Raw genomic sequence first — 26,515 nt, forward strand, 5'->3', positions numbered from 1 at the left:
AAGTCGCAAAAAGAGCTTCCTGCGGTCGCTTTTTTGCAACAACAAAAATTGGTTTTCAACTGCAAAAAGCTTTCCACTTCTATCTGGGCTAAGGCTGTAGGCAATAATTGAAAGTTAGTAACAAAATAATAAATTTCATCAAGACAGTTTGTCACATAAAAATAAAAGGTACGACCTTTGCATTACAAATAAAAACACAATAGAAGCTAAACTTCTACACTTATAAACTCATAAACTTTTTAAAATGAACTACGGAAAAGACCCAAGAGCTATGCTCGAACAGGCGAAGCAATTTAAAAAATTTGCGACCAAACACCAAGGAGTAAACGCAATGTATTATGACAAAATTGTTGGCGCAATGACCCCAACAAACATGACTCCTTACATCATCGAAGAACGCCAATTGAATATTTCACAACTTGACGTTTTCTCTCGTTTAATGATGGACAGAATCATCTTTCTAGGAACCGGAATTGACGATCAAATTGCAAATATCGTGCAAGCACAATTATTGTTTTTAGAAAGTGCCGATGCTTCTAAAGACATTCAAATTTACCTAAACTCACCAGGCGGTAGCGTCTATGCAGGATTAGGAATTTACGACACCATGCAATACATCAAGCCAGACGTAGCAACTATTTGTACTGGAATGGCAGCCTCTATGGGTGCTGTTTTGTTATGTGCTGGAGCTCCAGGAAAACGTTCGGCTTTGCCACATTCTCGTGTAATGATTCACCAACCATCTGGTGGCGCACAAGGAGTTGCAACCGATATGGAAATCAACCTACGTGAAATGCTAAAACTAAAAGACGAATTATATAAAATAATCTCCCATCATTCTGGTCAAACATTCGATAAAGTCCACACCGACTCCGAACGTGATTATTGGATGATTGCCGACGAAGCAAAAGAATACGGAATGATTGATGAGGTATTGAGAAGATAATTAAGTTGGAAGTTGGAAGTTAGAAGCAGGGGAGTTCTCCTCTTCTAACTTCCAACTCCCATCTTCCAACTAAAAATAATGGCAAAAGAAAAATTAGAATGTTCCTTCTGTGGAAGAAAAAAACCAGAAACCAATTTATTGATTGCTGGTATTGACGCTCATATATGTGATAAATGTATTGAGCAAGCGCATGGCATTATTCTGGAAGAATTGAAAACCAATTCGAATGTAAAAATCCCGTCGGATTTAATTTTGCGTAAGCCAAAAGAAATCCGAGCATTTTTAGACCAGTATGTTATTGGGCAAGACCAAACCAAAAAAGTAATGTCGGTGGCGGTTTACAACCACTACAAACGATTAATGCAACAGCAACACCACGAAGAGGTAGAGATTGAAAAATCCAACATCATTATGGTAGGACAAACCGGAACCGGAAAAACTTTGGTTGCTAAAACTATTGCTCGAATGCTAGACGTTCCGTTGGCAATTGTAGATGCTACTGTTTTAACCGAAGCAGGATATGTAGGAGAAGATGTAGAAAGTATTTTAACCCGTTTACTTCAAGCCGCCGATTATGATGTGGCTAAAGCCGAACGCGGTATTGTATTTATTGACGAAATAGATAAAATTGCTCGTAAAAGCGACAATCCTTCTATAACTCGTGATGTTTCTGGCGAAGGAGTGCAACAAGCCTTGTTGAAATTACTGGAAGGAACCGTGGTGAATGTGCCGCCTAAAGGAGGTAGAAAACACCCCGACCAAAAATTTGTTGAGGTAAATACACAAAATATCCTTTTCATTGCAGGTGGCGCTTTTGACGGAATTGAAAGAATCATTTCCAAACGATTGAATAGAACCGCTGTTGGATATGCAACTTCTAGAAATGTAGATAATATTGATAAAGACAATTTGTTGCAATACATCATCCCAAAAGACATCAAAGATTTTGGATTGATTCCAGAAATTATAGGTCGTTTGCCCGTATTAACCCACATGGATCCGTTAGATAGAGAAACGTTACGTTCTATTTTAACCGAGCCTAAAAATGCGTTAATCAAGCAATACGAAAAGTTGTTTTTGATGGACGATGTAACGTTTACCATCACCAACGGTGCTTTGGATTATATCGTGGACAAAGCTTTAGAATATAAACTAGGCGCTCGTGGATTGCGTTCGTTATGCGAGGCCATCCTAACAGATGCTATGTATGAACTTCCAAGTTCCGACGAAACAACGCTAGAAATTGATAAAGACTATGCCGAGCATACGTTAAATAAAAATTTATTGAAACGATTGGAATTGGCTTCGTAGGTGTAATTTTTGGAATTGTTTTTGTGCAGTTGTAATTTAAAAAAATAGGAATATGGTAACTTTAAAAGTAAAAGAAAATAGCAAGCAAGCCAAAGCATTTTTGGAATTGGTTAAGACGTTTTCATTTGTAGAAGTTGTATCGGAAACTAAAATTAAAAAGGCAACAATTACAAAAAATAAAAGTCCCTACAATCCAGAATTTGTTTCTATGGTTAAAGAAGCAGAAGCAAGAGGAGATTATAAAACTATAGACCCAAGTAATTTATGGGAAAGTTTAGGATTAAAATAGAAAAATTGGCCGAATTACATATTGCCAAACATTTTAAATCGGGCAATAAATCTACTATAGTTAAGATTGAAAAAATTCTAGCGGAATTAGCCGAAACACCTTAAAGCGGAACAGGAAATCCTGAAGCGTTGAAAAGGGAGCTTTCTGGATATTGGTCTAGACGAATTAACCAAAAAGACCGATTGATTTATTAAGTAGAAGAAGATGTTGTAACGGTATTTGTAATTTCTGCTACGGGTCATTATGAATAATTACATATTTCAAACTCATTAAAAAACCAAATAAAGCTCAAAAACGCGTGTTTTTGAGCTTTTTTTTTTAAATATTTTATTCTAATTAAAACAACTTTTTTGGTTATTTCAGTCTTTTCATAGCACTGTTTTCAATCAAAGATTTCATTTGAGATATAGCCACTTTATTTAATTGCAACAATCGATCCGATTGAGATAATTTTTGCTGAATTAATAAAGCATTGATACTTTCAATATTGCTTAAAATCACCAATTGTTCTAAACTAGCGTCGTCTCGTATAGTTCCATTTTTATCTGGATTTGCTTCTCTCCATTCTTTGGCTGTTTTTCCAAATAATGCTACATTTAATAAATCGGCTTCATTGGCATAAATCCAACTTGCTTGTTGTTTGGTAATTTCTTTTGGAATCAAAGTCTCTTTGATGGCATCCGTATGAATTTGATAATTGATTTTTGAAATGGTTCGTTGCAAGTTCCATTCTAATTGAAGCCGACTGTTTTCTTCGGTTTTTAATCGTTGAAACTCTTTTATAATATATAATTTGAACTCAATTGAAATCCAAGAGGCAAACTCGAAAGCAATGTCTTTATGTGCAAATGTCCCGCCATACCTACCAGATTTAGAAACAATACCAATAGCATTTGTAGTTTCTATCCACTTTTTTGGAGTTAATACAAAACTATTTAGTCCAGCTTGCTTTCTAAACCCGTCGAATTCGACGGGTTTAAAATTAGGATTGTACATCATCTCCCAATAGCCAAGTAATTCGACCGTATTTCTATTCCTTAACCAGTTTTTGATTATGTCATCTGTATTGTTTGCATCTTTATAGCGTGCAATATCTGTAAGTGAAAGGAAATCTTCTTCATTGGTTTTATAAACTACGACCTCAATCCCTTGAACGTTTATTTTCTTGTTTATTGCCATGAGTTACAAATACTATTTGGTTTTAATTTTAACAACTTATAATAAAGTTACAAAAAAAAGCACCAATTTTAAATTTTTTGGGATGAAAAAAATTAAAAAATAGACAATTAAAAATTTATTGAAACGATTGGAATTGGCTTCGTAAATAATTCCATGAGCTCAAATATTTTTGAAGTTGCCATTTTAGGTTCCTTTTCAATTTTGTATTAAACACATAACTCGAGTTTGTAAATTCCTGCAAGGTCTTTTTTAGACCTTGTAGGTATAAAATAACATATCTACAAGGTCTAAAAAATACCTTGCAGGAAATATTGTTGATTTAAAAACAGTATTACACCATAAATTTCACCCAAGATAGTTTCACTTTTTTTCGGGCATTAGTAAGTAAGTTGGAAATCGTTTTTTCGGAAAGCCCCATTTGAATAGCTATTTCTTCTTTAGTAAAGCCCTCCATAACCGAGGTTAATACTATTTTTTCTTTCTTCGAAAGGCAATGGAGTAAACTATTAAAATTATCTTTAGAAAGAGTTTTTTTAGAATCGTTGGTTGCTACTTTTGGCAAATTAATTTTAATTCCCTCAAGAATTCGTAATCGGTTCTTTTTTAATTTTAGCACATCCAAACTTTGGTTTCTCACCATAATGAAAAGCAAGGCTTTTAGATTGATTTTATTGTCAATAAATTTTTGCCTTCTTATTTCGTTGGGCATTTTTAGCAACTTTTCAAAACAATCTGCTACAACATCTTCTGCTTCTGCCTCCGATTTTACATAGCGGTAGGCCACAAGAAATAATTCTGGCACCAATACGTTATAGAAATTTGCCAACACTTGGTTTTCTCCTTTGCAAAAAGGATTTAAAGAAGTAGTTGTTAAGGTTCGTGGATTATGCAAAATACTGCTATTAATAGGTTTGTTTTTTCTAGAGTTGGGACTCTTTTTTAAGATTATTTATCAAAAGTAAGTAACTTATTCGTACTAGTTTATCCCGATTAGTTAACGTTGGGTTTTGGCATTTAAACGTTAAAGCCACAAACGAATCTGTGGCTTTAAAGGAATGCTAACTAAAACTATTGCAATAGTATTTTCTTAGTATTTACTAAAGTGCCTTGGGCATCGTAGATTTTCACAAAATAAATGCCTTGACCCGTCCAGGTGTTTAGAGGAACAACATATTGTTGGGTATTCATAGGTTGATTAAATACCTCCTGACCAAGAATATTGGTGATTTTAAGGTTCCAACCACTTACATTAGCAAGCGTGCCACAATCTATAGTAATATGGTCGTTGGCGGGGTTTGGGTAAATTGAAATTTTATCTTGATTACTAAATATGTTATTAGATAAATTATCTTGGCTAAGTTTAATAATATAGATATCAAGGGGGGTTTGATATAGACTATGATAACCTATTATATCTCCGTCAGTTGAATTCGTACTTCCAGTTAATGCATAACCTCCGTCAATTGTTTGTATTATTGAGTTTGGGTCGTCAGTTCCAGTACCTCCAATTGTTTTCTGCCATATTATCATACCTGTTTGGTCTATTTTAACAAGCCAGGAATCTGATTTATTATTTCCATGATTGAATAGAACATCTCCATTATTAGACTTTGTACTTGAAGAAAAAACATAATTACCATCATTTGATTGAAATATGTCACTTATAGAATCATCATTAGTTCCCCCATAAGTTTTTTGCCATAGTATATCTCCAATTGAATTTATTTTTACTATCCAAATATCCATCCCACCATGATTATTACTTACATCTAAATTATTTGAATCTGTAGTTCCAGTTATTAAATATCCACCATCCAAAGTTTTTAACAATTTTCCTGGCCATTCAGTTCCTGAACCGCCATAGTTTTTTGACCAAATATAGTTTCCTAGTGAATCAACTTTTACAACCCAAATATCTTGTCCTCCTTTTGGAGTAAATACATAGTTTAAATAACCCCCATATTCAGGGTGAACATTAAATCCGCTTATTAAATATCCTCCATCAGGACATTGAATTACATCACTTGCTGTATCATATTGATAACTCCCTAAATTGTTGTTAAACCATACATTATTTCCATTTGAATCAAGTTTTATTAAAAAATATTGTCCATTATCAACGGTTCCATGTGAAGCCCGACCAGTTATAATATATCCTCCATCACTAGTATTTTTTATAGAACTGGCATTAAGTTCACAACCATTATATTCTACAGTACACATTTTTTTCCATATAATATTTCCATTTGAACTAATTTTTGCCAATGCAATTGCTGACCAATAACTACCCAATCCCCAGCCATTTGCATCGGAAGTCCCCATTACAATATAAGATCCATCATTAGTTGCTACCATAGATGTTAAAACACTTGTGGCAGGGCTACCATTGTGTGTGCCGTTTACATAGGTTTGCCATACTATATTCCCTGTAGCCCCTAATCTAAAAATACGAAAACCATTGCCGTTTTCTCCTGTAATATCCCCGTTTTCCCCATTAACAGGAGGGATAGATTGAGGTGAATAATAACCAGTTGTGCATGCAACAACGTAGCCTCCATCATTTGTTTGTAATATGCTAGTCCCAATATCATTACCTTGCGGAGAGCCTAGACATTTAGAAAGTTGAATAGATGGAGTTTGGCCATTCATTATTAATGGCAAATAAAAAACTAAAAGGAATATTTTTTTTTTCATTATTGATTATTTTTTGTTACTTGGTTTACTTTATTAATAATATCTATATGATTGGGATTTTTTTCATCTAATTCAATTATTTGAAAACGTTTGTTTTTTGGATTAATTGGAACTATATTCTCTAACCATTTTACCTCATTTATTTTAAATTTTACATTAAAAATAAACCGACAAGGCCCTAGATCAAAGTATTTTTCATTGTTTTGGCATTCTGTTCTCATTCTTGCAATTTTGTCTTTAAAAGCAGTATTAATTATAAATGCCTCTTCGCTACTTAATTTTATTAGATTGTTGATTTTAGCAATTAGAAAAGATGAACCAACTTTTGGATTTATTACACAATTTCTGGTATATAAATATACTTCTTGGTAAATTTTTTCTTCACCAAAATTCATTTTATTAAAACATTCTAAAAATCCATATTGATAATCATTTTTGCAATTCTCTTTATTGAACAACCATTCTTCCCAACCAAAACCTGCTTCATATTCATATAGCGGATACTTATTTGTGCCACAACATTTTCCATTAATCCCTGATGGCTTTTCCCAATTATTTTCATTTGGGGTTATCCTTGTTATGTATTTCCCTTTTTTATTCATCTTTTAAGAATATTTCTAATGATCTGTGTTGTTTCAGTTCGTTAATTGGAATCTTGTAATCTTTCAAATCATCCCAAAAAATCCTATCGGCATCACTGTGTTTTCTAATGTTTGAAAATACATGGGCCCAAGGGGCATTATAAAACTCCTGCAGTTCATAGTTTTTGTTAAAAACGATTATTACAACATGATCTATTTCTTTGGTTTCTATTTTCTTGATATTAGACCAACGAGCTGATGTTTTATCTCCTTTGGCGTGAGTTTTTACTTGTATTTTTCCTAAAGAACAACCTACATCCCAATATTTTTGAATGCCGTTTTCTGCTCTTTTACCTTGGTATATTTCTTCTACAATCCATTCTCCTAGTTGTGAGGTAAAATCTTTAGAGTTAGGTAAAACTCCTAAATTTCGTAGTTCTTGTAGTGCTATTAAATAATTGGCAAGAGCGTTGTTGATTTTATCTTTCATTTGTTTTTTTATTAAAAAAAATATTAATCTTTGATGCAGCGTACTGATAAACCACCCGTCTTATAGTAATTTACCCTTATAGCATTACTATTATTATAACTTAAGTAACGTTTCCAAGCGTCTAACCCAACATTCTGAGATGAACTCCACCAATAACCAATTACACCAAGGTTGCTGAAGGAGCCGCTATAAATATAGCGATAACCTCCTGGGAGCCCAGTAAAACCACTACTGTTTGTAGCGCCTGTGTTAGGGTTTTGCCAATGCGAAGATCCAGTTTCTTTCATCTTATCCCCAGCATTTACCCCGCCTAAACAATCCACTATTAATGTAGCCCATTCTGTATCAGTTGGTATATGAAAGCCAATTGGTGCTAATCCTCTAATATCATTAACTGCATACCAATTATAAAGTTTACCATAAACATTCCCATTGGCAGTGTCATTATTATAATAACACCAAGCACCAGTAGTTAGGTTAGCCCATTGTGTTGCGTCAGTAACTTGTGGAATTATATCACCATTTCTATAATGGGAAACATTTAAATTTGATTTCATCCAAGTTTGATTACAAATAGTTACTAATTGATAAATGTTCCCGTCAATATCTGTTGTACTTGTAATCAAAGTAACTTCATTAGAATACGTTGGTGAGTTTCCTGCGGCATTATATGAATAGATTCTATAAGTATAAGTGGTATTTGGCGTTAACCCTAAATCATTATAGGTTAATACGTCTGCATTAACAGTGCCTACTACTGCATAAGTACCTGATCCAGTTTTTCGCTCAATTTTAAATCCTGTTTCGTTGGTAGAATTGTCTGTCCAAGAAAGATTGATTTGAGTTGTGGAAATCACTGTGCCTGCTAAATTTGTTGGAGACACAGGAACTACTGTTGTGGTAGAATTTCCATTAGAATCATTACTTGTTGAGCATCCATAAAGCACTAGGAATGATAATAAATAAAGTAGTAATTTTTTGGTTTGCATTTTTTAAAGTTTTTAGTTACTATTTCAAAGTAACAAACTAACTTGTTTCTATTCCCGAAAAATCATTCCTAGAAATATATTCTAGTATTTCATTAAAATTTACGCATTGATTTTCAAGTATTTAATAAAAACAAAAAATGCCTCAAAAGAGGCATTTAAAAGTAAACTATGTTTGGTTTTTAATTATTTCAAAGTAAAATACATCGGATTTAACTTGATTTCTTTGATTCGTTTGTCCGATTCATTTTTTTGCATCAAGACTAATGATTTTTCTTCTTGGTTTAGTATGGCATTTAGTTTTACTACTAAGGAAGAAAATACCAAATCTCTTTTTTTAATTACATTGGTAAAATTATCAGGGCTTTCTTTTTCAAAGAAAAAATTCAGTTGGTTGAGTTGAATGTAATTTTTTTTATTTTGAAACAAATAGGCCAATATTTTTTCTTCCATAGGATCTAAGTTGGAAATAATTTTGGTTTTATAATAAAATTTATTTTTGCTTTGGTGGAATACAAAACATTTTCCTTTTTGGGATACTATCCATTTATAAACTCCAATAAAAAGGAGAAGCATCATAACGATTGATACTAAAGGGAGTGCATATTCTTGCCAAGAGGAATAATAGAGTTTTTCAGTTTTAACAGGGTTTTTTAATAAATCGGATAAAGAAATTGTTTCTAATTTTAATTTGCTAGATCCAGTTAATGATTGTAAATATACTAAGGAGTTGGAATTACTATCAAAATATGGTTTTGAATATGTAAATATATTATTATTTTCAAAGGAGCGAATCTTATTGTTTTTGAAATCAATTTCTATTAAAAAATTAACATTTTGTAGATATAATTTTTTATTTGTTTGAAACGTATTATAAATACTTGAAGATTTAGAAATTATTTTAAGAAGACTTTGGTTATAGTTGCCTAAACGGTTCCATTGCAAAGTATTGAAATTAAAATACCAAATACTTGAGTCCTTTTCGAAAGTTGAAGTTGAATATATCCAACCACCAAAAAGATAAAATCCATCCTTATCGTAATAATTTAGATTGTCAGTTCTTGCACTTGGAACATCTTCTCCTTTAGTTTCTAATAGAAACCATTCCTTAGGTTTAAAATCAAATCCGGTAATAATATTTTTATCCGTAAACAAACCATAGCCACCAAATAAACAAATTTGGTTGTTGTAAATAAAAGGAGATGCGCCATATTGGTTTTGTTGTAAAAAAGAATTGTCAATCCGTACAATCGAGTCGTTTCGGTATTCCAATACAGGTCCGCAACCTAAATGAACTAAATAAGTGTGTTTTTTAATGTTAAAATGATATAGGTAACCATTTAATGTGCTAGGATAATCGGTATGTTTTAAAATGCTAGGGTTTTTCAGTTCTCCTTTATAAACCAAAGAATCATTAACTATGGTAATGGGTTTCCCCGTTTTAGCATCTTGAAAAAAACAAATGTTTTCAGTTTTAGGTATGGTTTGCGCAAAAATAAAAGTTGCGGTTAGTAAGGTAAGAATGCAGAAAAAAAATCGAGACATGAGTAGTGTTTTACACAAATGTACTATTTTTCTTATTTTATTGTGAAATAAATTATTAGAATATACATATGGGTATATTTTATTGTGCGTTTTTGTAATAAATTGTTATTGCATTTTTTTAATAATTTAAATAATCCCGGTGGTGGATAGTCTTGAAGTCCTTCAATTATACTAAATCCAAAAAAATGGAATATTTATTATTTGTGAAATTCAAATAGATTACTTTGTAGTGTTTTTAGGTAATTTTGATTTTGAAGTAGTTGTTTTTTTATCATTAGTGTTACTTTTTTCTGATTAAAATAAACACTTAATGCTTTTTCTTCCTCAACAGTAAGAGAGCCTTGTCCTCCTAAAAAGTCAAAATCAATTAATTTTTCTTTACTTTTCATTATTTTAGTTTTTAAAGTATTTATTCTATAGATGTTTAAAAAACTTCAATTATTTTACCACATAGAAGCATAGCAAAAAGAGTTGGATAGGTTAATTCTTGCTTTGCTTCACTAGTTCGACCTTCGGTCTCGGGTCAAATAGCTATGCATTCCTTTAATAAAGTGAAACGTCTTTTACTATTTATTTAATCTATATTCCTATGTGGTTAAATAATAAATTATAACAATAAGCAGGTATAATAAACTTACATATTCTTCAACTGCTCCAAATAATCCCGTTGGTTGGATAATCTCGGGATTTTATGTTGTCCTCCCAATTTATCGTTTGCCGCCAACCAATCGTAAAATAAATTTTCGCGCGCTACATTTAGTTTGAGTTGGTTTAAAGTCATGCTGTTGTACCGTTTGGCTTCATAGTCGGAGTTGACGGTTTGCAGTGTTTCGTCCAGTACTTTTTCAAACAAGGCAAAATCTTCGGGCGGTTTTTTAAATTCCACCATCCATTCGTGGGATCCTTTTTCCTTATTTTTCATAAAAATAGGTGCCACGGTATAATCTTTTACTTCGCAGTGCAATGCCGAGCAGGTTTTGGCAATGGCTTGATCGGTATTTTCTACCATCAATTCTTCGCCAAAAACATTAATGTGGTGTTTGGTTCTTCCGGTTACTCGAATTCGAAACGGATTTAAAGAGGTAAACCGAACAGTATCCCCAATTAAATAACGCCACAAGCCCGAATTTGTGGTAATTACAATGGCATAATTTTTAAACAATTCTACTTCCGATAACGGAATTACTTTCTGGTTTGGCGTTCCAAAAGTATCCATCGGAATGAATTCATAAAAAATGCCATAATCCAACATCAACAATAAATCATTGGAATAATTCAAATCCTGAATAGCGAAAAATCCTTCGGAAGCATTGTAGATTTCGTAGTATTTGAAATTGGTGTTTGGCAGAATTTTTTGGTATTGTTCTCGGTAAGGTTCAAAATTCACCCCACCATGAAAATAGACTTCAAGGTTGGGCCAAAGTTCCATAAGATTGGAGTGGTTGCTTTCGGATAAAATCCGGTTAAGGAGCACTAACATCCAAGACGGAACGCCTGCAAAACTGGTAACATTTTCGGTTTTGGTTTCGTTAATAATGGCGGTTAGTTTGCTTTCCCATTCGCTCATTAACGAAACTTTATTGCTTGGTGTGCTACTAAATTCGGCCCACATGGGCATGTTTTCAATCAATATTGCCGATAAATCGCCAAACGACGAATTGTTGTTTTCATAAATTTGAGAACTTCCGCCCAGGCGTAAACTTTTGCCCAAAAACATTTCGGAGTTTTCGTTGTTATTCAAATACATGCATAACAAATCCTTGCTGCCTTTGTAATGGCAATCTTCCAGAGCACTTTCGCTAACCGGAATAAATTTGCTTTTGGCATTGGTAGTCCCGCTGGATTTGGCAAACCATTTTATGGGCTCGTGCCAAAAAACATTTTGTTCGCCTTTTCGGGTTCGCTCTATAAGAGGTTCCAATTCTTCATAAGTAGAAACCGGAACGCGTTCGGTAAAGGTTTGGTAATTTTTTATGGATTCAAAATCGTATTGCTTTCCAATAATGGTGTCTTCGGATAAACGAACGAGATTTAATAACAATTCGTCTTGTACTTCGTTAGGGTATTTCAAAAACAACTCAATCTGGTGGATGCGTTGTTTTAAAAACCAAGAAGCGATAGAATTGATTATTGGAAAAGGCATAACAAGGTACGATTTACGAAGTTTGAAATACGAAGTTTAGTTTTAGAATATTAACTTTACCAAAAATAACAAATTTTGTGGAACTTTAAACTTTAAACCTGAAACTTTACAAGGTACGATTTACGAAGTTTGAAATACGAAGTTTAGATTTAGAATATTAACTTTACCAAAAATAACAAATTTTGTGGAACTTTAAACTTTAAACCTGAAACTTTAAACAAATGATTTACGAAGGGGTACTAACCAAAATGCAAACCGAATATTCCAATCCAATTCAATATTATTTGGTTTTTGAAAATAGTTTTTTGAATTTGAATCAATTGCTAGATAAAACCCTAGAAATTAATTTTGTAGGATACCAATGTTTGCATTGCGGTAAACAGAAGAAAATTTTCCGTCAAGGATTTTGTTACGATTGCTTTATGAGCAGCCCATCGGCAGGTGATTGGATTATGAAACCCGAATTGAGCACCGCGCATTTAGATTTGGAAGACCGAGATTTAGATTATGAAAAGAAAGTACAACTTCAGCCGCATATTGTGTATTTGGCTTTAACAAGTGAGGTAAAAGTTGGAGTAACCCGAAAAACACAAGTGCCAACACGATGGATAGATCAAGGAGCGGTACAAGCCATTCCTATAGTGGAAGTACCTAATAGATATTTAGCCGGAATTACCGAAGTAGCGCTGAAAAGTCATTTTGCAGATAAAACCAATTGGCAAAAAATGCTCAAAAATGATTTTCCTGAAACCGATTTAATTAAAGAACGTGCTAGTTTGCATTACGTAATTCCGAAAGAAGTGCAAGAATATTTTCATCCCGAAAAGGAAGATTTATACGATTTACATTTCCCAGTTTTAGAATATCCAAAGAAAGTTACTAGTTTGAGTTTAGAAAAATCTCCTAATTTTACCGGAAAATTGATGGGAATTAAAGGACAATATTTAATCTTTCAAGACGGAACGGTTTTTAATGTTCGAACGTTTGAAGGGTATGTGGTGAAGATTGTCATTGCGAGGCACGAAGCAATCTCATAAAGCATGAAAACTGGATTTGTTTATATAGTTACCAATAAGTATAATAACACCTATTATGTTGGTGTTACTTCAAATTTGCCAAAAAGAATATTGGAGCACAAAGAAAAGAGATATGAAAATTCATTTTCTGCAAGATATAATCTCAATAAATTAGTTTATTACGAGCAATTTCAAATGATAGGTGATGCAATTGCTCGTGAAAAACAATTAAAAGCAGGTTCAAGAGCCCAAAAAATCAATTTGATTCAAGGCTTAAATCCAAATTGGAATGATTTATATGATGAAATAATAGACATAATGTCGATTTAGATTATGAGATTGCTTCGTGCCTCGCAATGACTGGATACTAAGGCGTTTTCTTTTTAAACAACCCATTCAACAAATCTTTGGCTTGGTTTACTACTTTTTTAGTTTTAGTAGTATCGCCAGATTTTGTGTTTTTATTGATTAAATCTTCTAAGGCGCTAGCGCCTTTAGTTACTAATTTTTGTTTTTGTTGTTTGGCTAGGCTAGTTGCTAAACTAGTAGTTGCCGATTTAATATCGGTACTTACTTTTGGTTTAGAGAAACTTCCGGTAACGTTTGCATTTACGGGGATATTATCCAATTTTGCAACATCGCTTGGCGATAATTTTGCCAATAAAGAGTTGGCTTCACTTCCTAAATATTTAGCGGGAACATCAAATTTCAAATTGTAATTCATTACTTGGTCAAAGCCATGTGTTCCGGCAACATTAACTTTCATGTCTTGGTATTTTATATCAAATGGTTTTACATTTACTTTACCGTCGTTAAAAGTCAAAGCCACTTTCACATCATTCAAATTCAATTTTTTCAAATCGATGAATTTTACGTTTTGGCTGATGGCAGAAAGTAAGGTAGAAGCGCTAGGATTGATAGAGGTGCCAACCATTTGACCCAATAAATCTCCTGAAAGAGTTTTTAAATTAGGGGTCATTTCTTTATCGTTTAAGTTTCCAGAAAGATTAATAGTAGAATTTAATTTTCCAGTTACTACTCCAGCAATTGGTGCAATTTTTTTGAACATTTCCAATTGGGTGAAGGTTTGCGTGATGTCCACTTTATCAAAACCTAAGTGCATGTTGTATTTAGGCGTTTTTTCTTTGGTAGAAACGGTTCCGTTCATTCCAATTTGACCTCCAAAAATATTGGTTTTTACATTTTCTAAAGTAACGGCTTGGTCTTTCACTAGTAATTTTCCCGAACAATCTTTCAAAATTAAATTGTCATAAAGTACGGTATTTGCTTTTGCGGTAAGCGAACAATTTAAAAAGGCAGGAATTTTCATAGCTGTTGCAGTTGCTTTTGCTTCCGTTTTTGCCTCGGTTGGTGCAGTTGTCATAAAATCGGAAACTGCAATTTGATTGGAAACCATATTGAAATTTCCTTTCAATTCTTGTTTTCTAAATAAAAAGCCATAAAAATTGTCTAATACTCCGGTGGCGCTAATGTCGCTTTTACCAGTTGTTGCTTTAAATTCTTGCAGATTTACACGGCTTGGGTTAAATTGTACCATGGCGCTGCTAATGGTCATTGCTTTGCCAGTTTCATCTACATATTTAAAACCAGTTATGCTCATAGATCCGGCATTATCAATTTTTTGATAATCGCTTTTTTCTACCGAGGCCATGTCAAATTTTGTAGTAACATCGGCTTTCAAAATCCCAGTAAGAGGCTTGTCTAATTTTATAGGATAGGCTTTAGAAAGATTTCCAAGGTTGATAGTTCCTTTAAGAGCGGCATCTACTAAAGCATTGGTCGCTACATTTTTCACCGTGGCTTTGGCATTAAAAACATCTTGGTCAATAGAGAAGGATAGTTTTTCTAGATTTACGTAAGTGTCGTTCATCACACCCGTTTCGTTGATTATTTTGGTATCGATAACAATATTTTTAACTGCTTTTGGCAAATTTGGATATTGAAACGAAGCATTATTAGAAGCAATTGCAATATTGAATTTAGGAACGGTGGTATCCGAAAGCAATCCTTTGGCAAAACCAACCACGGTAAAATCTCCCGATGTTTTTACGTTTTCCGTAGCGCTTCTGTAGGAAGCAGGAATTAATCCTAAGAAATTTTTGAAAGAAGAAGTGGGCGTTTTAAATTTCAAATCGTATTGCTGCCCCGTAGTCACCATTTGAAGAAAACCATCAAATTCTAGAGCCAAGTCGTTAATTTTTGCTTTGTTTTCTTTGAAGGTGTATTTGCTTTTGTCCATGTCGATACCCAAAATTGCATCTAGCGAAATGGCTACATTATTCATGTAGTTCATTTTGTCCATGCTCATCGAAATTTTGGCGGTGGTTTTAGTATCTAAATCTAAAATATTATTAGTAAAATCCCCCGAACCAGAATGGTTGATGCTGTCCAAAACCATTTTGATTTTAGTGGCTTCATTGGTAAATTTAAACTTGAAATTTTCTACTTCGTAGTTTTTTATTTTCAAGGCCAGCGGTTTGCTTTTACCGTTGTCTTTTTGCTCTTTATTTTTTAGGGCAATATCAAAATTTCCAACACCATCTTTATTGAAAATAATGTTGATTAATCCGTTTTTAGAAGATAGGCCTTCAATTTTCATTGGGTCGTTTTCACCATTAAAAAGTTCCATGACCGACATTTTTAAATTCAGTTCATCAAATGCCACCAAGGTGTCTCCAGCAAAAGGGGCTTTGTTAATGATCGATAATTTTTCTATAGAAATAGTGGCTTTTGGGAAACCTTTAAACAAACTCAAATCGGCATCTTTAAACGCTACTTTCGCATCAACACTTTCGTTAATTGCTTGGGTAATTTTCGCTTTTATTTGATCTTTAAAGAAATACGGAATTGCAAATGCGGCTACCAAAAGCACCAATAAAACGATTCCACTAATTTTCAAAATTTTCTTAACCATATTTTCTATTTTTTAAAACTTTCACGCAAAAACCTTGCCTTTTTCGGAATGTAAAATTAAATTTTTTAAACTAAATTTTAGTTAAGATTGTGTTATTTACCGGTTTGTAAAATTATTCTTACAATAAAAAATCCGTTTTACTTTTACATAAAACGGATTGGAAATTATTTGTAATGGGGTTATTTTATTTTCAATTCATAAGCCATTCGGGCTTGCACTCCTTTTTGAGAAGTCATTTGTTTTATGTGCTTCAAAATTTCAAAATTTTGTTCGCCAACCGCTTCTTTTATAATGCTTTCTTTACTTTGTGCTAAACCAAATTTGGATAAAATATCGCCAAATTCTTTTTCGTATTCTGGAAAATCTTGGGTGCGAAATTTGTTGGTTTTGCCTAATCGGGCTGCTTCTTGAATTGCTTCGTCCATGCCGCCAATTTTGTCTACTAAACCAATTTTAAGTGCATCTTGACCGCTCCAAACTCTTCCTTGCCCGATTGCATCCACTTGGGTAGTGGTTAATTTTCTTCCGTCGGCAACTCGTTTAACAAATACCCCATAAATTTTTTCTACTCCTTCTTGTGCAAACCCTCTATAGTTTGCATCCATTGGTTGGAACGGACTATATTCAGAAGCATTTGGATTTGTTTTAACTTGTTCTACATTAATTCCGAGTTTTTTAACGGCTTCGGTAAAGTTTGGCAAAATTCCAAATACCCCTATAGAACCCGTAATTGTATTGGCTTCGGCGTAAATTTTATTAGCATTACAAGCAATATAATAACCGCCTGATGCTGCATAATCTCCCATAGAAACTACTACTGGTTTCACTTTTTTAGTCAATTCAATTTCTCTCCAAATTAATTCGGAAGTCAAGGCATTTCCACCCGGACTATTAATTCGTAATACAATTGCTTTTACGTCTTTGTTTTTTCTTGCTTCTTGCAAAGAACGGCGCATCGATCCTTCGCCAATTTCATTTACATCACCTTCACCGCTCCCAATTTCGCCTTGGGCGTAAATTATCGCAATTACATCCTTGGAAGTTAAGTCGATATTGGAAGTAGCAACCTCCTCGGCGTAATCCTTAATATCTACTTTATTATAGTCCTCATCGGCAGTAACTTGTAAGGCTTTTCTAATGTCATTATGGTACACGTCTTCGTAGGCAATTTTATCAACAAGTCCTTCTGCTTTCGCCATTTCTGGAGTTCTAGCCAATAGGCCGTCGGCAATTTGATTCAATCGCACGGGAGTTATTTTTCTGCTTTTGGCAATGTCGGTCACTACCGATTCCCAAATGGAATTCAATAGTTGTGTAGTTTGTTCTTTGTTGGCATCGCTCATTTTATTTTCTAAAAATGGCTCTACGGCACTTTTGTATTTTCCGTGACGGATTACTTCCATTTTTAATCCCGATTTTTCTTCAAAATCTTTAAAGAACATGATTTCGGCAGACAATCCTTTGAAATCCAATTCTCCAATTGGATTGATGTAAATAGTATTTGCAACCGAATTCAAATAATACTCTTTTTGGGAATACACATCCGCATAGGAATACACGAATTTCCCTGATTTTTTAAAGTCTTCCAATTGATCGCGAAGTGCCTTAGTTTGTGCAATTCCCAATTCGGAAACATCGTTTAAAATCGAAATTCCTTTGATTTTATCGTCGGTTTTGGCATATTCAATTGCCTTTAAAACATCGGATAATCCATCGTGGTTTACATCGAAATAATCAAAATCCTTGAAGTTTGTTTTGCCGGCATAATCCTCTTTTATTTCGGATAAATCCAATTCAATTACCGAATTATTTTTTACCGTTACTGTTTCTTCTCCTCCGCCAAACAGGGCTCCAATGAGTATAATTCCGAAGAAAAAAATCATAAAAAACGCAAACAAACCAACAATGGTCGCTAAAACATTACCTAAAAATTTCATAGTTTTAAATTTCTTAATTAGTTGCAATAAAATAGGTTTTGTTACAATATCGCATTTTTTTCTTAAAACAAAATAGTTATTAACAGAACGCACAAATATACTTCAATTCTGAATTTCTTTTAGTTATTTTGCCAAATATGAACCAACAGCATCCCGTTATACTTTCTTTAGGCAGTAATCAAGGCAATCGCCTTGAAAACATAGAGCGTGCCATTGCTCTATTACATCAGGAAGTCGGCACGGTTGTTTCGGTTTCGTCTTTATACGAATCGGATTCTTGGGGTTTTGATAGCGATTCGTTTTACAATTGCATTCTGATTTTACATACCAACCTTAGTGCATTCAAACTTTTAAAAAAAATTCTTAAAGTTGAAAAAAAACTTGGAAGAATAAGAAACGATAGCGCTTTATACCAACCTAGAATTATTGATATTGATATTGTTTCGTTTGGGGATGAAGTTTTAGAAACAACTACACTTCAGGTGCCTCATAAGCATTTGCAAGACCGCCTTTTTGTGTTGTTGCCAATGGTAGAAGTAGTTTCTTATTGGATGCATCCAATATTTAAAAAATCTATCTCAGAATTAATAAAAGAGTGCACCGATGCAGGAGCCTGCAAAAAGATTGCAACTTTAACGGCTCCTTTATCCAAAATCAAATTAGAAAATTTTAATTATATAGCGGTGGAAGGTAACATTGGCGCCGGAAAAACCACTTTAGTTTCTAAAATTGCGGAAGATTTTAATGCCAAAACGGTTTTAGAACGTTTTGCAGATAATCCTTTTTTGCCAAAATTTTACAAAGATCAAAATCGGTTTGCGTTTCCCTTGGAAATGTCTTTCTTGGCGGATAGATACCAACAAATTTCGGATGATTTAGCGCAATTTGATTTGTTTAAAGACTTTATTGTTGCCGATTATCATATCTTCAAATCATTAATTTTTGCAAAAGTTACTCTTGCAGAAGACGAATACCGCTTGTATAAAACGCTTTTTGATATTATTTACAAAGAAATGCCTAAACCCGATTTGTATATTTATTTGTATCAAAACACCGAGCGACTTCTTCAAAACATCAAAAGAAGAGGCAGAAGTTACGAGCAGGAAATTCCTGCGGAGTATTTAGAAAAAATCAACAACGGTTATTTGGATTATATTAAAACACAAAAAGATTTGAACGTTTTAATTATAGATGTATCCGAAAGGGATTTTGTAAAAAACCAAGAGGATTACATTTTTGTATTGAACGAAATTCAGAATAAACTAAATTAACGTTTCATGGAAAAATGCCCTTTAGTTTCTGGTGCATTTTCGTCAATCTTAAATACATACCAATAGTCGTCCGAAGGCAAGGTTTTGCCATTTAAAGTCCCATCCCAAAAATATTTAGTGGAAGTTAATTTTGTAATTACTTTTCCGTAACGATCTACTATTTTTATTTCTGCTTTCGGATAATAGAAGAGTCCATTTATGGTCCAATAATCGTTATACCCATCGCTGTTTGGAGTAAAATACTCCGGAATGGTGATGATGATAAAAGGTCTGTAATCCAATCCGCAATTTTCTTTTTCTCTGACGAAAGCGGTGTAATAACCACCTTCAGTAACCATAAATACATTGGAGATCTGAAAAGTTATTCCGTCAATAGAATATTCAAAATCCCCAGGGTTAGTAACTAAAATTGTTGCGGTGGTATTTTCTATTACTACATTTTGAATATGAGGTTTTAAATGTTCTACTACGGTAATAGTTTTTATACTAGAGCAATTTTGTGGAGGCAAAGTAGTAACTTTTACCGTGTAAATTCCCGGAGAAGTAGTGGTAATTGTTTTGGTAGTTTGCAAAGTGGACCATAAATAAGTCACGTTGGTTAACCCAGCATCTAAAAGCAAAGTTTGATCCTCACAAAGAATTTTATTTTCGTCTATTACTATTGGAGAAGGAATAACTGTAACATTAACAGGAATTCGACTTGCAGATAGGCAGCCATTGTTATTTCCTTCAATATAATAAGTTGTATTTTGATTCAGAATTGGTGTGGTATAAGTTACTCCAGTTGCTATTGGCGTAGTGCTAGTTGAGGTAGAAAACCAATTGATAATTCCGGCACTAGTAGTTGCTGTTAAGGTCGCAGAAGTTCCACTGCAAGCATTTGCTGTGCTCGGAATAGAGATTACAGGAATAGCATTAATGGTAGCTGTAATTGCAGTTCGGGTTGCCGTTGTGCATCCTATAGCCGCTGCAGTAACATAATAAGTCATGGTACCAGTTAAAAAAGGTGTTATAAAACTTGTTCCAGTTGTAATTGGAATACCTCCCACGGGGCTGTCGTACCAATAAATTGTTGGAAGATTTGCAGTTGCTTCAAGGGTTACTATTCCAGGATCACAATTACTTGCTGCAACGGTATCAGTTATACTTGGGATGGTAATAATAGAACTTGTAGAAATTTGAAGAATAGGATCACCCGGCATTCCGCCATATTCCACGATATATCCTTTGGGTTGGTAATCTCCATTGGGCTCTCCAGTATTTGTCATATCGTTCCAAGAGCCAGTAATTCCAACACCAACCGCGGTAATGTGTGCATAGTCTTCATTCCCTCCATAACTATTTGGCTCACCAGTATTCCAAAAGGTAAAAGCCACATTGGTTCCTGCTTCTGGGCCTGTCATCCATTTCCATTGGCTTTCTTGTTGTTCATCGCTACCTCCAATCCAACCAGCTCCAGAGGATTGTCCTCCTGCTAATTGGGCTTCCTCTGCAGAGGTTAAAGTTGCTAAATAACCTTGCAATCCATAATAAGTGTTGGTTTGTGCGGCAATTTTTGAAGCGCTCCAAGTGATTCCAATGTTTGGAATAAATTCATAATAATGTCCGTTGGAAGGTAAATAATTGGCCTGACCAATAGTAATGGAAAATTTTTTTATCCCAGATGGCGAAGCGGAATTACTAGAATATTCAATGTCTTTTATAGCGCTTTCTAATGCAAGATAGGTGGGTTGTCCGGAAATTCCAGTTAGGGTTAATTTTGCACTTGTACTATCCCAATTGCTCGAAATGGTTGGGTGAACTCCTGTTAAAGTTAAGAGGTCTTGACCATAAACATACCCAGTAGAAATTTGAATATAAACTGCATCAATACCAGTGTCATCGGAATCTACGAAAGTCATGTTGGTAACAATTTTCATTGGAGATCCTGGGCAAAAAATCTGATTTCCTGTTGCGGTTAAAATGGGCGCAACATTAAATGCTTTTTTTGGGAATAAGGTGTCTTTTTTTGTTTCCAATAAAAATTTAGAGGCAGAACTATTCCATATATTTTTACCCTCAATATAATTACAGGTAAGTAGTGTAAAAAAAATAAAATAGAAGAGGGGCTTCATATGGTGAAATTAATGATTTAATAAAACTAAATTATTTCTTAGGGTCTAACTTTTGAAATAAATCCCAAACAACAATTCCGGCACTTACCGAAATATTTAAAGAATGTTTGGTTCCCAATTGCGGAATTTCAATACAACCATCGCATATTTTTATAGCTTCTTGCGAAACGCCATAAACTTCATTGCCAAAAACTAAGGCGTATTTGGCATCTTTAGTTGGTTGAAAATTATCCAAAAAAGTTGCGTTTTCTACTTGTTCAATAGCATAAACTTTAGTTTTGTTGCTTTTTAGATTTTCAATAACATCCAATACATTTTTGTTATATTCCCAAGCAACAGTATCAGTAGCGCCAAGAGCTGTCTTATGAATTTCTTTGTTGGGCGGAACGGCAGTAATTCCACATAAATATATTTTTTCTATCAAAAAGGCATCCGAGGTTCTAAATACAGATCCAATGTTGTGCAAACTTCTAATGTCATCCAAAATAATACTTATTGGAGTTTTAGTTGCTAATTTAAAATCGGATACTGATTTGCGTTCCAATTCACTATTTTCTAATTTTCGCATGTAATTAGGTGTAAAAAAAAAGCTTCCGTTTAATAGGAAGCTTTTTTATAGATTTAATAAAATATTAGCTTTTTGTTGGAGCAGCTGGAGTAGCTGGAGTTTCACGAGGTAAAACATTCCCTTTTATTGTTAATACTTTAGTCTCTTGACCTGCAGCGTTAGAGGTTACAGTAATTGTTTTCTGGAATGATTGTCCGGCTCTGTCAGTTGCATATTTTACACCAATAAAACCTTTAGCTCCTGGAGCAATTGGTTCTTTAGGAGTAGTTGGAACTGTACATCCACAAGATCCTTGAGCGTTACTGATTATTAACGGCTTATTTCCATTATTTGTAAATTCAAATTTTCTGTTACCATCAGAATCTGCTGGAATTGTTCCGTAATCAATAGTTTCGTTTTCAAAAACCATTCCTGCTCCTTCTATTCCAGGAGTTTTTTTAGTCTCAACTTTTGCAGCGGTAGCTTTTTTTGCTTTTTTTTGCGCATTTACTGCAGTTACACTAAATATAGCTATAGCAGCTAATAATACAATTTTTTTCATCTTTGTTTTAAATTTGAGAATTAACAAGCAAATCTAATAAAAAAACAAATCTAACGTCTTAAAAATAACTTAATTTTTTAATATTTATTTGCAAGGTGTTTATTTGAATAGAAATAATTAAATTCGTACACTCATTTTTAAATAAAATCAACTTGTCTTCCAAAGAAAAAAATCCAAAAGAAACGCCGTTAATGAAGCAGTACAACGAGATAAAGCGGAAATATCCCGATGCTTGTTTGTTGTTTCGAGTGGGCGATTTTTACGAAACTTTTGGTGAAGATGCCATCCGCGCATCAAAAATACTAGGAATTGTACTTACAAAACGTGGTGCAGGATCCGAAACCGAGACGGCTTTGGCGGGATTTCCACACCATTCCATAAATACCTATTTGCCTAAATTAGTGAAAGCCGGACTTCGGGTGGCAATTTGTGACCAATTAGAAGATCCTAAACTAACCAAAACCATCGTGAAACGTGGGGTTACCGAATTGATTACTCCTGGCGTTTCTATGAACGATGAGGTATTGCAGTCTAAATCTAATAATTTCTTGGCATCGGTTTACTTTGGGAAAAAGATTTTAGGTGTCTCATTTTTAGATGTTTCTACAGGGGAATTCCTTACGGCACAAGGAAATGAGGAGTATATTGACAAGTTACTTCAAAATTTTAGTCCGAGTGAAGTTTTAATTCAAAAGAGCAACCGAAATCAATTTAAGGAAGTTTTCGGAGAAGATTTCAATACATTTTATTTAGAAGATTGGGTATACAATGAAGATTATGCTCTCGAAACTTTAACCAATCATTTCCAAACCAATTCCTTAAAAGGTTTCGGAATTGAAGAATTGCAAGACGGAATTATTTCTGCCGGAGCAATTTTATATTATTTATCCGAAACCCAACACAACAGGGTGCAACATATTACCAGCATCCAACGTATTGCCGAAGATGCTTATGTTTGGATGGATCGGTTTACTATTCGAAATTTAGAATTATACCACAGTTATAATCCCAATGCAGTTACCTTATTAGATGTTATCGATAAAACGCTTTCGCCAATGGGTGGCAGGTTGCTTAAACGTTGGTTGGCGCTTCCGTTAAAGGATGCAATTAAAATAAGAAGTCGTCATGAGGTAGTTACTTATTTGATAGAAAATCCCGAAATTCTGCATAAAATCCAACACCAAATTAAGCAAATATCCGATTTGGAACGGTTGATTTCTAAAATTGCAACGGGTAAAGTTTCTCCAAGAGAAGTTATTTATTTAAAAGATTCTTTGGATGCTATTCTTCCAATAAAAACCTTGGCTTTAGAAAGTAAACAAGAAGCCGTGCGGGTTATTGGCGATAGTTTTCACAGTTGTGATTTGCTACGCGAAAAAATTAAAACTACTCTTAATCCAGATGCGCCTGTGGCTATTGCCAAAGGAAATGCTATTGCAACCGGAGTGCATGCCGAGTTGGATGAATTACGCGCCATTGCTTTTTCGGGGAAAGAATTTCTAGAAGGTATCGAGAAAAGAGAATCCGAATTAACCGGAATTTCCTCCTTAAAGATTTCGTTTAATAATGTTTTTGGCTATTATATTGAAGTTCGAAATACCCATAAAGACAAAGTTCCGCCAGAGTGGATTCGTAAGCAAACCCTTGTGAATGCTGAGCGTTACATTACTGAAGAACTGAAAGAATACGAAACTAAAATTCTTGGTGCCGAAGATAAAATACACCAAATTGAGGGACAATTATTTGAACAATTAGTGCAGTGGATTGCAACCTATATAAAACCAGTACAGCTGAATGCCAATTTGGTTGCGCAATTGGACTGCTTGACCTCTTTCACCCAATTGGCTATAGAAAATAAATACGTTTGTCCTATTATTGATGACACTTTCGAGTTGGAAATCACTAACGGAAGACATCCTGTAATTGAAAAACAATTGCCGGTTGGCGTTCCCTATATTGCCAATGATGTGTATTTAGATAGAGAAACCCAGCAGATGATAATGATTACGGGACCAAACATGTCGGGTAAGTCGGCTATTTTGCGTCAAACTGCTTTGATAGTTCTCTTGGCTCAAATGGGAAGTTTTGTTCCTGCAGAAGCCTTACGAATGGGAGTGGTAGATAAAATTTTCACTAGAGTAGGGGCAAGCGATAATATTTCGATGGGGGAATCTACTTTTATGGTAGAAATGAACGAAACGGCTTCCATTTTAAATAATATTTCCGAAAGAAGTTTGGTGCTTTTAGATGAAATAGGTCGCGGAACTAGTACCTACGACGGAATTTCCATTGCTTGGGCTATTGCCGAATTTTTGCACGAAAACCCAGCGCGACCTAAAACACTTTTTGCTACGCATTACCATGAATTGAATGAGATGAGTGAGCAGTTAACTCGAATTCACAACTACAATGTTTCGGTAAAAGAATTAAAAGACAATGTGCTTTTTATTCGGAAGTTAGTGCGAGGAGGAAGTGCACATAGTTTTGGTATCCATGTGGCTAAAATGGCTGGGATGCCTCAAATAGTAATTCAGAAAGCACAAAAATTACTAAAAAAATTAGAAAAAAATCATTCTAGCGATGCTTTGCATGGAATAAAATCCAATAAAGAAGAATTGCAATTGAGTATTTTTAATCTAGACGATCCCTTATTGGAAGAAATTAAAGAAGAAATTTTGGGATTAGACATTAATACTTTAACTCCTGTGGAAGCATTAATGAAATTAAACGAAATAAAAAGAATGCTTACAAAAAAGTAAAGTTTGGGTTTTCAAGACGTTATGTTTTTTGACTTATTTTTTTATCAAAAACGTTTGTATAATTCAATTTAAGTGTTACATTTGCATCCGCAATACGGTTCAAGTATTGTGAGTGTTCTTAAGAATTTGACAATGCGAAAATAGCTCAGTTGGTAGAGCGCGACCTTGCCAAGGTCGAGGTCGCGGGTTCGAGCCCCGTTTTTCGCTCTTTACCATAGAAATTAATTTTTTTTAATTTCAAATTGCTTGGGTGGTGAAATTGGTAGACACGCTGGACTTAAAATCCAGTGACTGTAATGGTCGTACGGGTTCAAGTCCCGTCCCGAGTACTAAAGGCTTCAAACTTATGTTTGGAGCTTTTTTGTTTTATAAAACTTTGTGTTTGGATTAAATATGGGAACTTTCGTTATTACTAAACGGCTTAATGGGTATTACAAATACGAATTTACTTCTCGAAAGGGGAAGGCTATATTGGTTAGTAATGATTTTGAATTGCGATTTGAATGCGAAGATGCTATTGAGTCGTTAAAAAAATCGGTAGAAGCCATTTTTTTTATGCGATTCAAATCTAAAAACGGTAAGATGTACTTTAAAGTTATTGTTAACGAAAAAGAAATTGCCGTTAGCCGAAAATACACCACCCAATTCTTAATGGAAAAAGGAATTTCTGAAGTAACTAGAACTTTGCACCTCTCCGAAGTATTGGATTTTTCTTTACCCCATGATGTATTTCCTCCCGCCGAAGATATTTTTGGGTAGAAAACTACTAGAAAAGTCTTAATTTTTTATGGGAATCTATATTTTTTTAGAAAAACCACCCCGCCTTTCAGGCACCCCTCCAAGGGAGGGGACTAGCAGCACTTCTTATTTTTTCTGAAAAATAGATGCATAAAAAAAGCTCCGCAATGCGGAGCTTGATTTAAATTAGAAACTAGTTCTAATTATTTTGTTGCAGGTGCAGCTGGTGCAGCAGCAGGAGCTTCAGCAGCAGCAGGAGCAGCAGCAGTTGTGTCAACAGCAGTTGTGTCAGCAGCAGGAGCTTCAGTAGCAGTTGTGTCAACAGCAGTTGTGTCAGCAGCAGGAGCTTCAGCGTTTTCTGATTGTTTACAAGATACTACAGTTAATGCAGCGATAACAGCTAAACTTAAAAATACTTTTTTCATCTTAATTTAATATAAAAGGTTAATTATTAATTCGGAGCAAAGATATA

The 26,515-nt window shown here is 34.2% G+C and carries 23 protein-coding genes, 2 tRNA genes and 1 pseudogene; 11 read left to right on the forward strand and 15 right to left on the reverse strand.

The window, feature by feature from the left end; all coding sequences use genetic code 11:
• Window positions 1–244 precede the first annotated feature (244 nt).
• The 4 genes and pseudogenes from clpP to ACIQ2J_RS06010 all read left to right on the forward strand — a co-directional run.
• Window positions 245–946, forward strand: a complete 702-nt coding sequence (gene clpP, locus ACIQ2J_RS05995; protein WP_396167502.1) for an ATP-dependent Clp endopeptidase proteolytic subunit ClpP — start codon at window positions 245–247, stop codon at window positions 944–946.
• Window positions 947–1,024: 78 nt separating this feature from the next.
• Window positions 1,025–2,257, forward strand: coding sequence for an ATP-dependent Clp protease ATP-binding subunit ClpX (clpX, locus tag ACIQ2J_RS06000; RefSeq protein ID WP_396167503.1), 1,233 nt, complete (start codon window positions 1,025–1,027; stop codon window positions 2,255–2,257).
• 52 nt (window positions 2,258–2,309) lie between these two features.
• Window positions 2,310–2,546 carry a DUF2683 family protein gene (locus ACIQ2J_RS06005; RefSeq protein WP_396167504.1) on the forward strand — a complete coding sequence of 79 codons (237 nt, stop codon included), beginning with the start codon at window positions 2,310–2,312 and terminating at the stop codon, window positions 2,544–2,546.
• Between the two features lie 116 nt (window positions 2,547–2,662).
• A pseudogene (locus ACIQ2J_RS06010) lies at window positions 2,663–2,740 on the forward strand (type II toxin-antitoxin system YoeB family toxin); the annotation flags it as partial.
• Between the two features lie 160 nt (window positions 2,741–2,900).
• On the opposite strand, the gene ACIQ2J_RS06015 reads toward ACIQ2J_RS06010, so the two are convergent.
• The 9 genes from ACIQ2J_RS06015 to ACIQ2J_RS06055 form a co-directional block, all read right to left on the reverse strand.
• Entirely contained in the window at window positions 2,901–3,725 is an 825-nt protein-coding gene (locus ACIQ2J_RS06015; RefSeq protein ID WP_396167505.1) for a KilA-N domain-containing protein, read from the reverse strand.
• Window positions 3,726–4,056: 331 nt separating this feature from the next.
• Entirely contained in the window at window positions 4,057–4,617 is a 561-nt protein-coding gene (locus ACIQ2J_RS06020; RefSeq protein WP_396167506.1) for an RNA polymerase sigma factor, read from the reverse strand.
• A gap of 176 nt (window positions 4,618–4,793) precedes the next feature.
• Window positions 4,794–6,419: a T9SS type A sorting domain-containing protein gene (locus ACIQ2J_RS06025; RefSeq protein ID WP_396167507.1), complete on the reverse strand. Its 1,626-nt coding sequence runs from the start codon at window positions 6,417–6,419 to the stop codon at window positions 4,794–4,796.
• The gene (locus ACIQ2J_RS06030) at window positions 6,419–7,021 is read right to left on the reverse strand and encodes a hypothetical protein (protein ID WP_396167508.1); all 603 of its coding nucleotides are present in this window, start codon (window positions 7,019–7,021) and stop codon (window positions 6,419–6,421) included. The genes ACIQ2J_RS06025 and ACIQ2J_RS06030 overlap by 1 nt, the downstream gene beginning before the upstream one ends.
• A complete protein-coding gene (locus ACIQ2J_RS06035) occupies window positions 7,014–7,490 on the reverse strand; it encodes a hypothetical protein (RefSeq protein WP_396167509.1) in 477 nt (158 codons plus the stop codon). The genes ACIQ2J_RS06030 and ACIQ2J_RS06035 overlap by 8 nt, the downstream gene beginning before the upstream one ends.
• Window positions 7,491–7,513: 23 nt before the next feature.
• The gene (locus ACIQ2J_RS06040; protein ID WP_396167510.1) at window positions 7,514–8,479 is read right to left on the reverse strand and encodes an FISUMP domain-containing protein; all 966 of its coding nucleotides are present in this window, start codon (window positions 8,477–8,479) and stop codon (window positions 7,514–7,516) included.
• A gap of 183 nt (window positions 8,480–8,662) precedes the next feature.
• Complete coding sequence (locus ACIQ2J_RS06045; protein ID WP_396167511.1) at window positions 8,663–10,021, reverse strand: hypothetical protein; 1,359 nt, start codon at window positions 10,019–10,021, stop codon at window positions 8,663–8,665.
• 197 nt (window positions 10,022–10,218) lie between these two features.
• Window positions 10,219–10,410: a hypothetical protein gene (locus ACIQ2J_RS06050; RefSeq protein ID WP_396167512.1), complete on the reverse strand. Its 192-nt coding sequence runs from the start codon at window positions 10,408–10,410 to the stop codon at window positions 10,219–10,221.
• A 245-nt stretch (window positions 10,411–10,655) separates the two neighbouring features.
• Window positions 10,656–12,164, reverse strand: coding sequence for a GH3 auxin-responsive promoter family protein (locus ACIQ2J_RS06055; RefSeq protein WP_396167513.1), 1,509 nt, complete (start codon window positions 12,162–12,164; stop codon window positions 10,656–10,658).
• Window positions 12,165–12,385: 221 nt separating this feature from the next.
• Here ACIQ2J_RS06055 and ACIQ2J_RS06060 point away from each other — a divergent pair, with 221 nt between their 5' ends.
• On the forward strand, window positions 12,386–13,201 hold the full coding sequence (locus tag ACIQ2J_RS06060) for a DUF2797 domain-containing protein (protein ID WP_396167514.1): 816 nt from the start codon (window positions 12,386–12,388) through the stop codon (window positions 13,199–13,201).
• 3 nt (window positions 13,202–13,204) lie between these two features.
• On the forward strand, window positions 13,205–13,510 hold the full coding sequence (locus ACIQ2J_RS06065; protein WP_396167516.1) for a GIY-YIG nuclease family protein: 306 nt from the start codon (window positions 13,205–13,207) through the stop codon (window positions 13,508–13,510).
• Window positions 13,511–13,547: 37 nt separating this feature from the next.
• Here ACIQ2J_RS06065 and ACIQ2J_RS06070 read toward each other — a convergent pair whose 3' ends face one another.
• Together ACIQ2J_RS06070 and sppA are read right to left on the reverse strand one after the other, a co-directional pair.
• Window positions 13,548–16,115 carry an AsmA-like C-terminal region-containing protein gene (locus ACIQ2J_RS06070; protein WP_396167517.1) on the reverse strand — a complete coding sequence of 856 codons (2,568 nt, stop codon included), beginning with the start codon at window positions 16,113–16,115 and terminating at the stop codon, window positions 13,548–13,550.
• 179 nt (window positions 16,116–16,294) lie between these two features.
• Window positions 16,295–18,052, reverse strand: a complete 1,758-nt coding sequence (gene sppA, locus ACIQ2J_RS06075; RefSeq protein ID WP_396167519.1) for a signal peptide peptidase SppA — start codon at window positions 18,050–18,052, stop codon at window positions 16,295–16,297.
• A 137-nt stretch (window positions 18,053–18,189) separates the two neighbouring features.
• Here sppA and folK point away from each other — a divergent pair, with 137 nt between their 5' ends.
• Complete coding sequence (gene folK, locus ACIQ2J_RS06080; protein WP_396167520.1) at window positions 18,190–19,323, forward strand: 2-amino-4-hydroxy-6-hydroxymethyldihydropteridine diphosphokinase; 1,134 nt, start codon at window positions 18,190–18,192, stop codon at window positions 19,321–19,323.
• On the opposite strand, the gene ACIQ2J_RS06085 is transcribed toward folK, so the two are convergent.
• From ACIQ2J_RS06085 to ACIQ2J_RS06095, 3 genes are all read right to left on the reverse strand, one after another.
• Window positions 19,320–21,341, reverse strand: coding sequence for a T9SS type B sorting domain-containing protein (locus ACIQ2J_RS06085; RefSeq protein ID WP_396167521.1), 2,022 nt, complete (start codon window positions 21,339–21,341; stop codon window positions 19,320–19,322). The two genes, folK and ACIQ2J_RS06085, sit on opposite strands and share 4 nt — an antisense overlap.
• A gap of 127 nt (window positions 21,342–21,468) precedes the next feature.
• Complete coding sequence (locus ACIQ2J_RS06090) at window positions 21,469–22,005, reverse strand: RNA methyltransferase (RefSeq protein ID WP_396167522.1); 537 nt, start codon at window positions 22,003–22,005, stop codon at window positions 21,469–21,471.
• Window positions 22,006–22,069: 64 nt separating this feature from the next.
• A complete protein-coding gene (locus ACIQ2J_RS06095) occupies window positions 22,070–22,546 on the reverse strand; it encodes a DUF1573 domain-containing protein (RefSeq protein ID WP_396167524.1) in 477 nt (158 codons plus the stop codon).
• A gap of 152 nt (window positions 22,547–22,698) precedes the next feature.
• On the opposite strand from ACIQ2J_RS06095, the gene mutS reads away from it, so the two are divergent.
• The 4 genes from mutS to ACIQ2J_RS06115 all read left to right on the forward strand — a co-directional run bounded on the left by mutS (window position 22,699) and on the right by ACIQ2J_RS06115 (window position 26,064).
• Window positions 22,699–25,305 (forward strand): DNA mismatch repair protein MutS, encoded by a 2,607-nt coding sequence (gene mutS, locus ACIQ2J_RS06100; protein WP_396167525.1) that lies wholly within the window; start codon window positions 22,699–22,701, stop codon window positions 25,303–25,305.
• A 134-nt stretch (window positions 25,306–25,439) separates the two neighbouring features.
• A tRNA-Gly gene (locus ACIQ2J_RS06105) sits at window positions 25,440–25,512 on the forward strand.
• A 37-nt stretch (window positions 25,513–25,549) separates the two neighbouring features.
• Window positions 25,550–25,634 (forward strand) — tRNA-Leu (locus tag ACIQ2J_RS06110).
• A 64-nt stretch (window positions 25,635–25,698) separates the two neighbouring features.
• Window positions 25,699–26,064, forward strand: a complete 366-nt coding sequence (locus ACIQ2J_RS06115; RefSeq protein ID WP_396167526.1) for a DUF1508 domain-containing protein — start codon at window positions 25,699–25,701, stop codon at window positions 26,062–26,064.
• A 182-nt stretch (window positions 26,065–26,246) separates the two neighbouring features.
• Here ACIQ2J_RS06115 and ACIQ2J_RS06120 read toward each other — a convergent pair whose 3' ends face one another.
• Window positions 26,247–26,468, reverse strand: a complete 222-nt coding sequence (locus ACIQ2J_RS06120; protein ID WP_396167527.1) for a hypothetical protein — start codon at window positions 26,466–26,468, stop codon at window positions 26,247–26,249.
• Between the last annotated feature and the right edge of the window lie 47 nt (window positions 26,469–26,515).

Origin of the sequence: Flavobacterium sp. (genome assembly GCF_044357305.1) — a bacterium.
Taxonomy (GTDB): Bacteria; Bacteroidota; Bacteroidia; order Flavobacteriales; family Flavobacteriaceae; genus Flavobacterium.

Coding starts and splice junctions, on each gene's coding strand:
- clpP (WP_396167502.1), top strand. CDS start 245: ATGAACTACGGAAAAGACCCAAGAGCTATGCTCGAACAGGCGAAGCAA.
- clpX (WP_396167503.1), top strand. CDS start 1,025: ATGGCAAAAGAAAAATTAGAATGTTCCTTCTGTGGAAGAAAAAAACCA.
- ACIQ2J_RS06005 (WP_396167504.1), top strand. CDS start 2,310: ATGGTAACTTTAAAAGTAAAAGAAAATAGCAAGCAAGCCAAAGCATTT.
- ACIQ2J_RS06015 (WP_396167505.1), bottom strand. CDS start 3,725: ATGGCAATAAACAAGAAAATAAACGTTCAAGGGATTGAGGTCGTAGTT.
- ACIQ2J_RS06025 (WP_396167507.1), bottom strand. CDS start 6,419: ATGAAAAAAAAAATATTCCTTTTAGTTTTTTATTTGCCATTAATAATG.
- ACIQ2J_RS06030 (WP_396167508.1), bottom strand. CDS start 7,021: ATGAATAAAAAAGGGAAATACATAACAAGGATAACCCCAAATGAAAAT.
- ACIQ2J_RS06035 (WP_396167509.1), bottom strand. CDS start 7,490: ATGAAAGATAAAATCAACAACGCTCTTGCCAATTATTTAATAGCACTA.
- ACIQ2J_RS06040 (WP_396167510.1), bottom strand. CDS start 8,479: ATGCAAACCAAAAAATTACTACTTTATTTATTATCATTCCTAGTGCTT.
- ACIQ2J_RS06045 (WP_396167511.1), bottom strand. CDS start 10,021: ATGTCTCGATTTTTTTTCTGCATTCTTACCTTACTAACCGCAACTTTT.
- ACIQ2J_RS06050 (WP_396167512.1), bottom strand. CDS start 10,410: ATGAAAAGTAAAGAAAAATTAATTGATTTTGACTTTTTAGGAGGACAA.
- ACIQ2J_RS06055 (WP_396167513.1), bottom strand. CDS start 12,164: ATGCCTTTTCCAATAATCAATTCTATCGCTTCTTGGTTTTTAAAACAA.
- ACIQ2J_RS06060 (WP_396167514.1), top strand. CDS start 12,386: ATGATTTACGAAGGGGTACTAACCAAAATGCAAACCGAATATTCCAAT.
- ACIQ2J_RS06065 (WP_396167516.1), top strand. CDS start 13,205: ATGAAAACTGGATTTGTTTATATAGTTACCAATAAGTATAATAACACC.
- ACIQ2J_RS06070 (WP_396167517.1), bottom strand. CDS start 16,115: ATGGTTAAGAAAATTTTGAAAATTAGTGGAATCGTTTTATTGGTGCTT.
- sppA (WP_396167519.1), bottom strand. CDS start 18,052: ATGAAATTTTTAGGTAATGTTTTAGCGACCATTGTTGGTTTGTTTGCG.
- folK (WP_396167520.1), top strand. CDS start 18,190: ATGAACCAACAGCATCCCGTTATACTTTCTTTAGGCAGTAATCAAGGC.
- ACIQ2J_RS06090 (WP_396167522.1), bottom strand. CDS start 22,005: ATGCGAAAATTAGAAAATAGTGAATTGGAACGCAAATCAGTATCCGAT.
- ACIQ2J_RS06095 (WP_396167524.1), bottom strand. CDS start 22,546: ATGAAAAAAATTGTATTATTAGCTGCTATAGCTATATTTAGTGTAACT.
- ACIQ2J_RS06115 (WP_396167526.1), top strand. CDS start 25,699: ATGGGAACTTTCGTTATTACTAAACGGCTTAATGGGTATTACAAATAC.
- ACIQ2J_RS06120 (WP_396167527.1), bottom strand. CDS start 26,468: ATGAAAAAAGTATTTTTAAGTTTAGCTGTTATCGCTGCATTAACTGTA.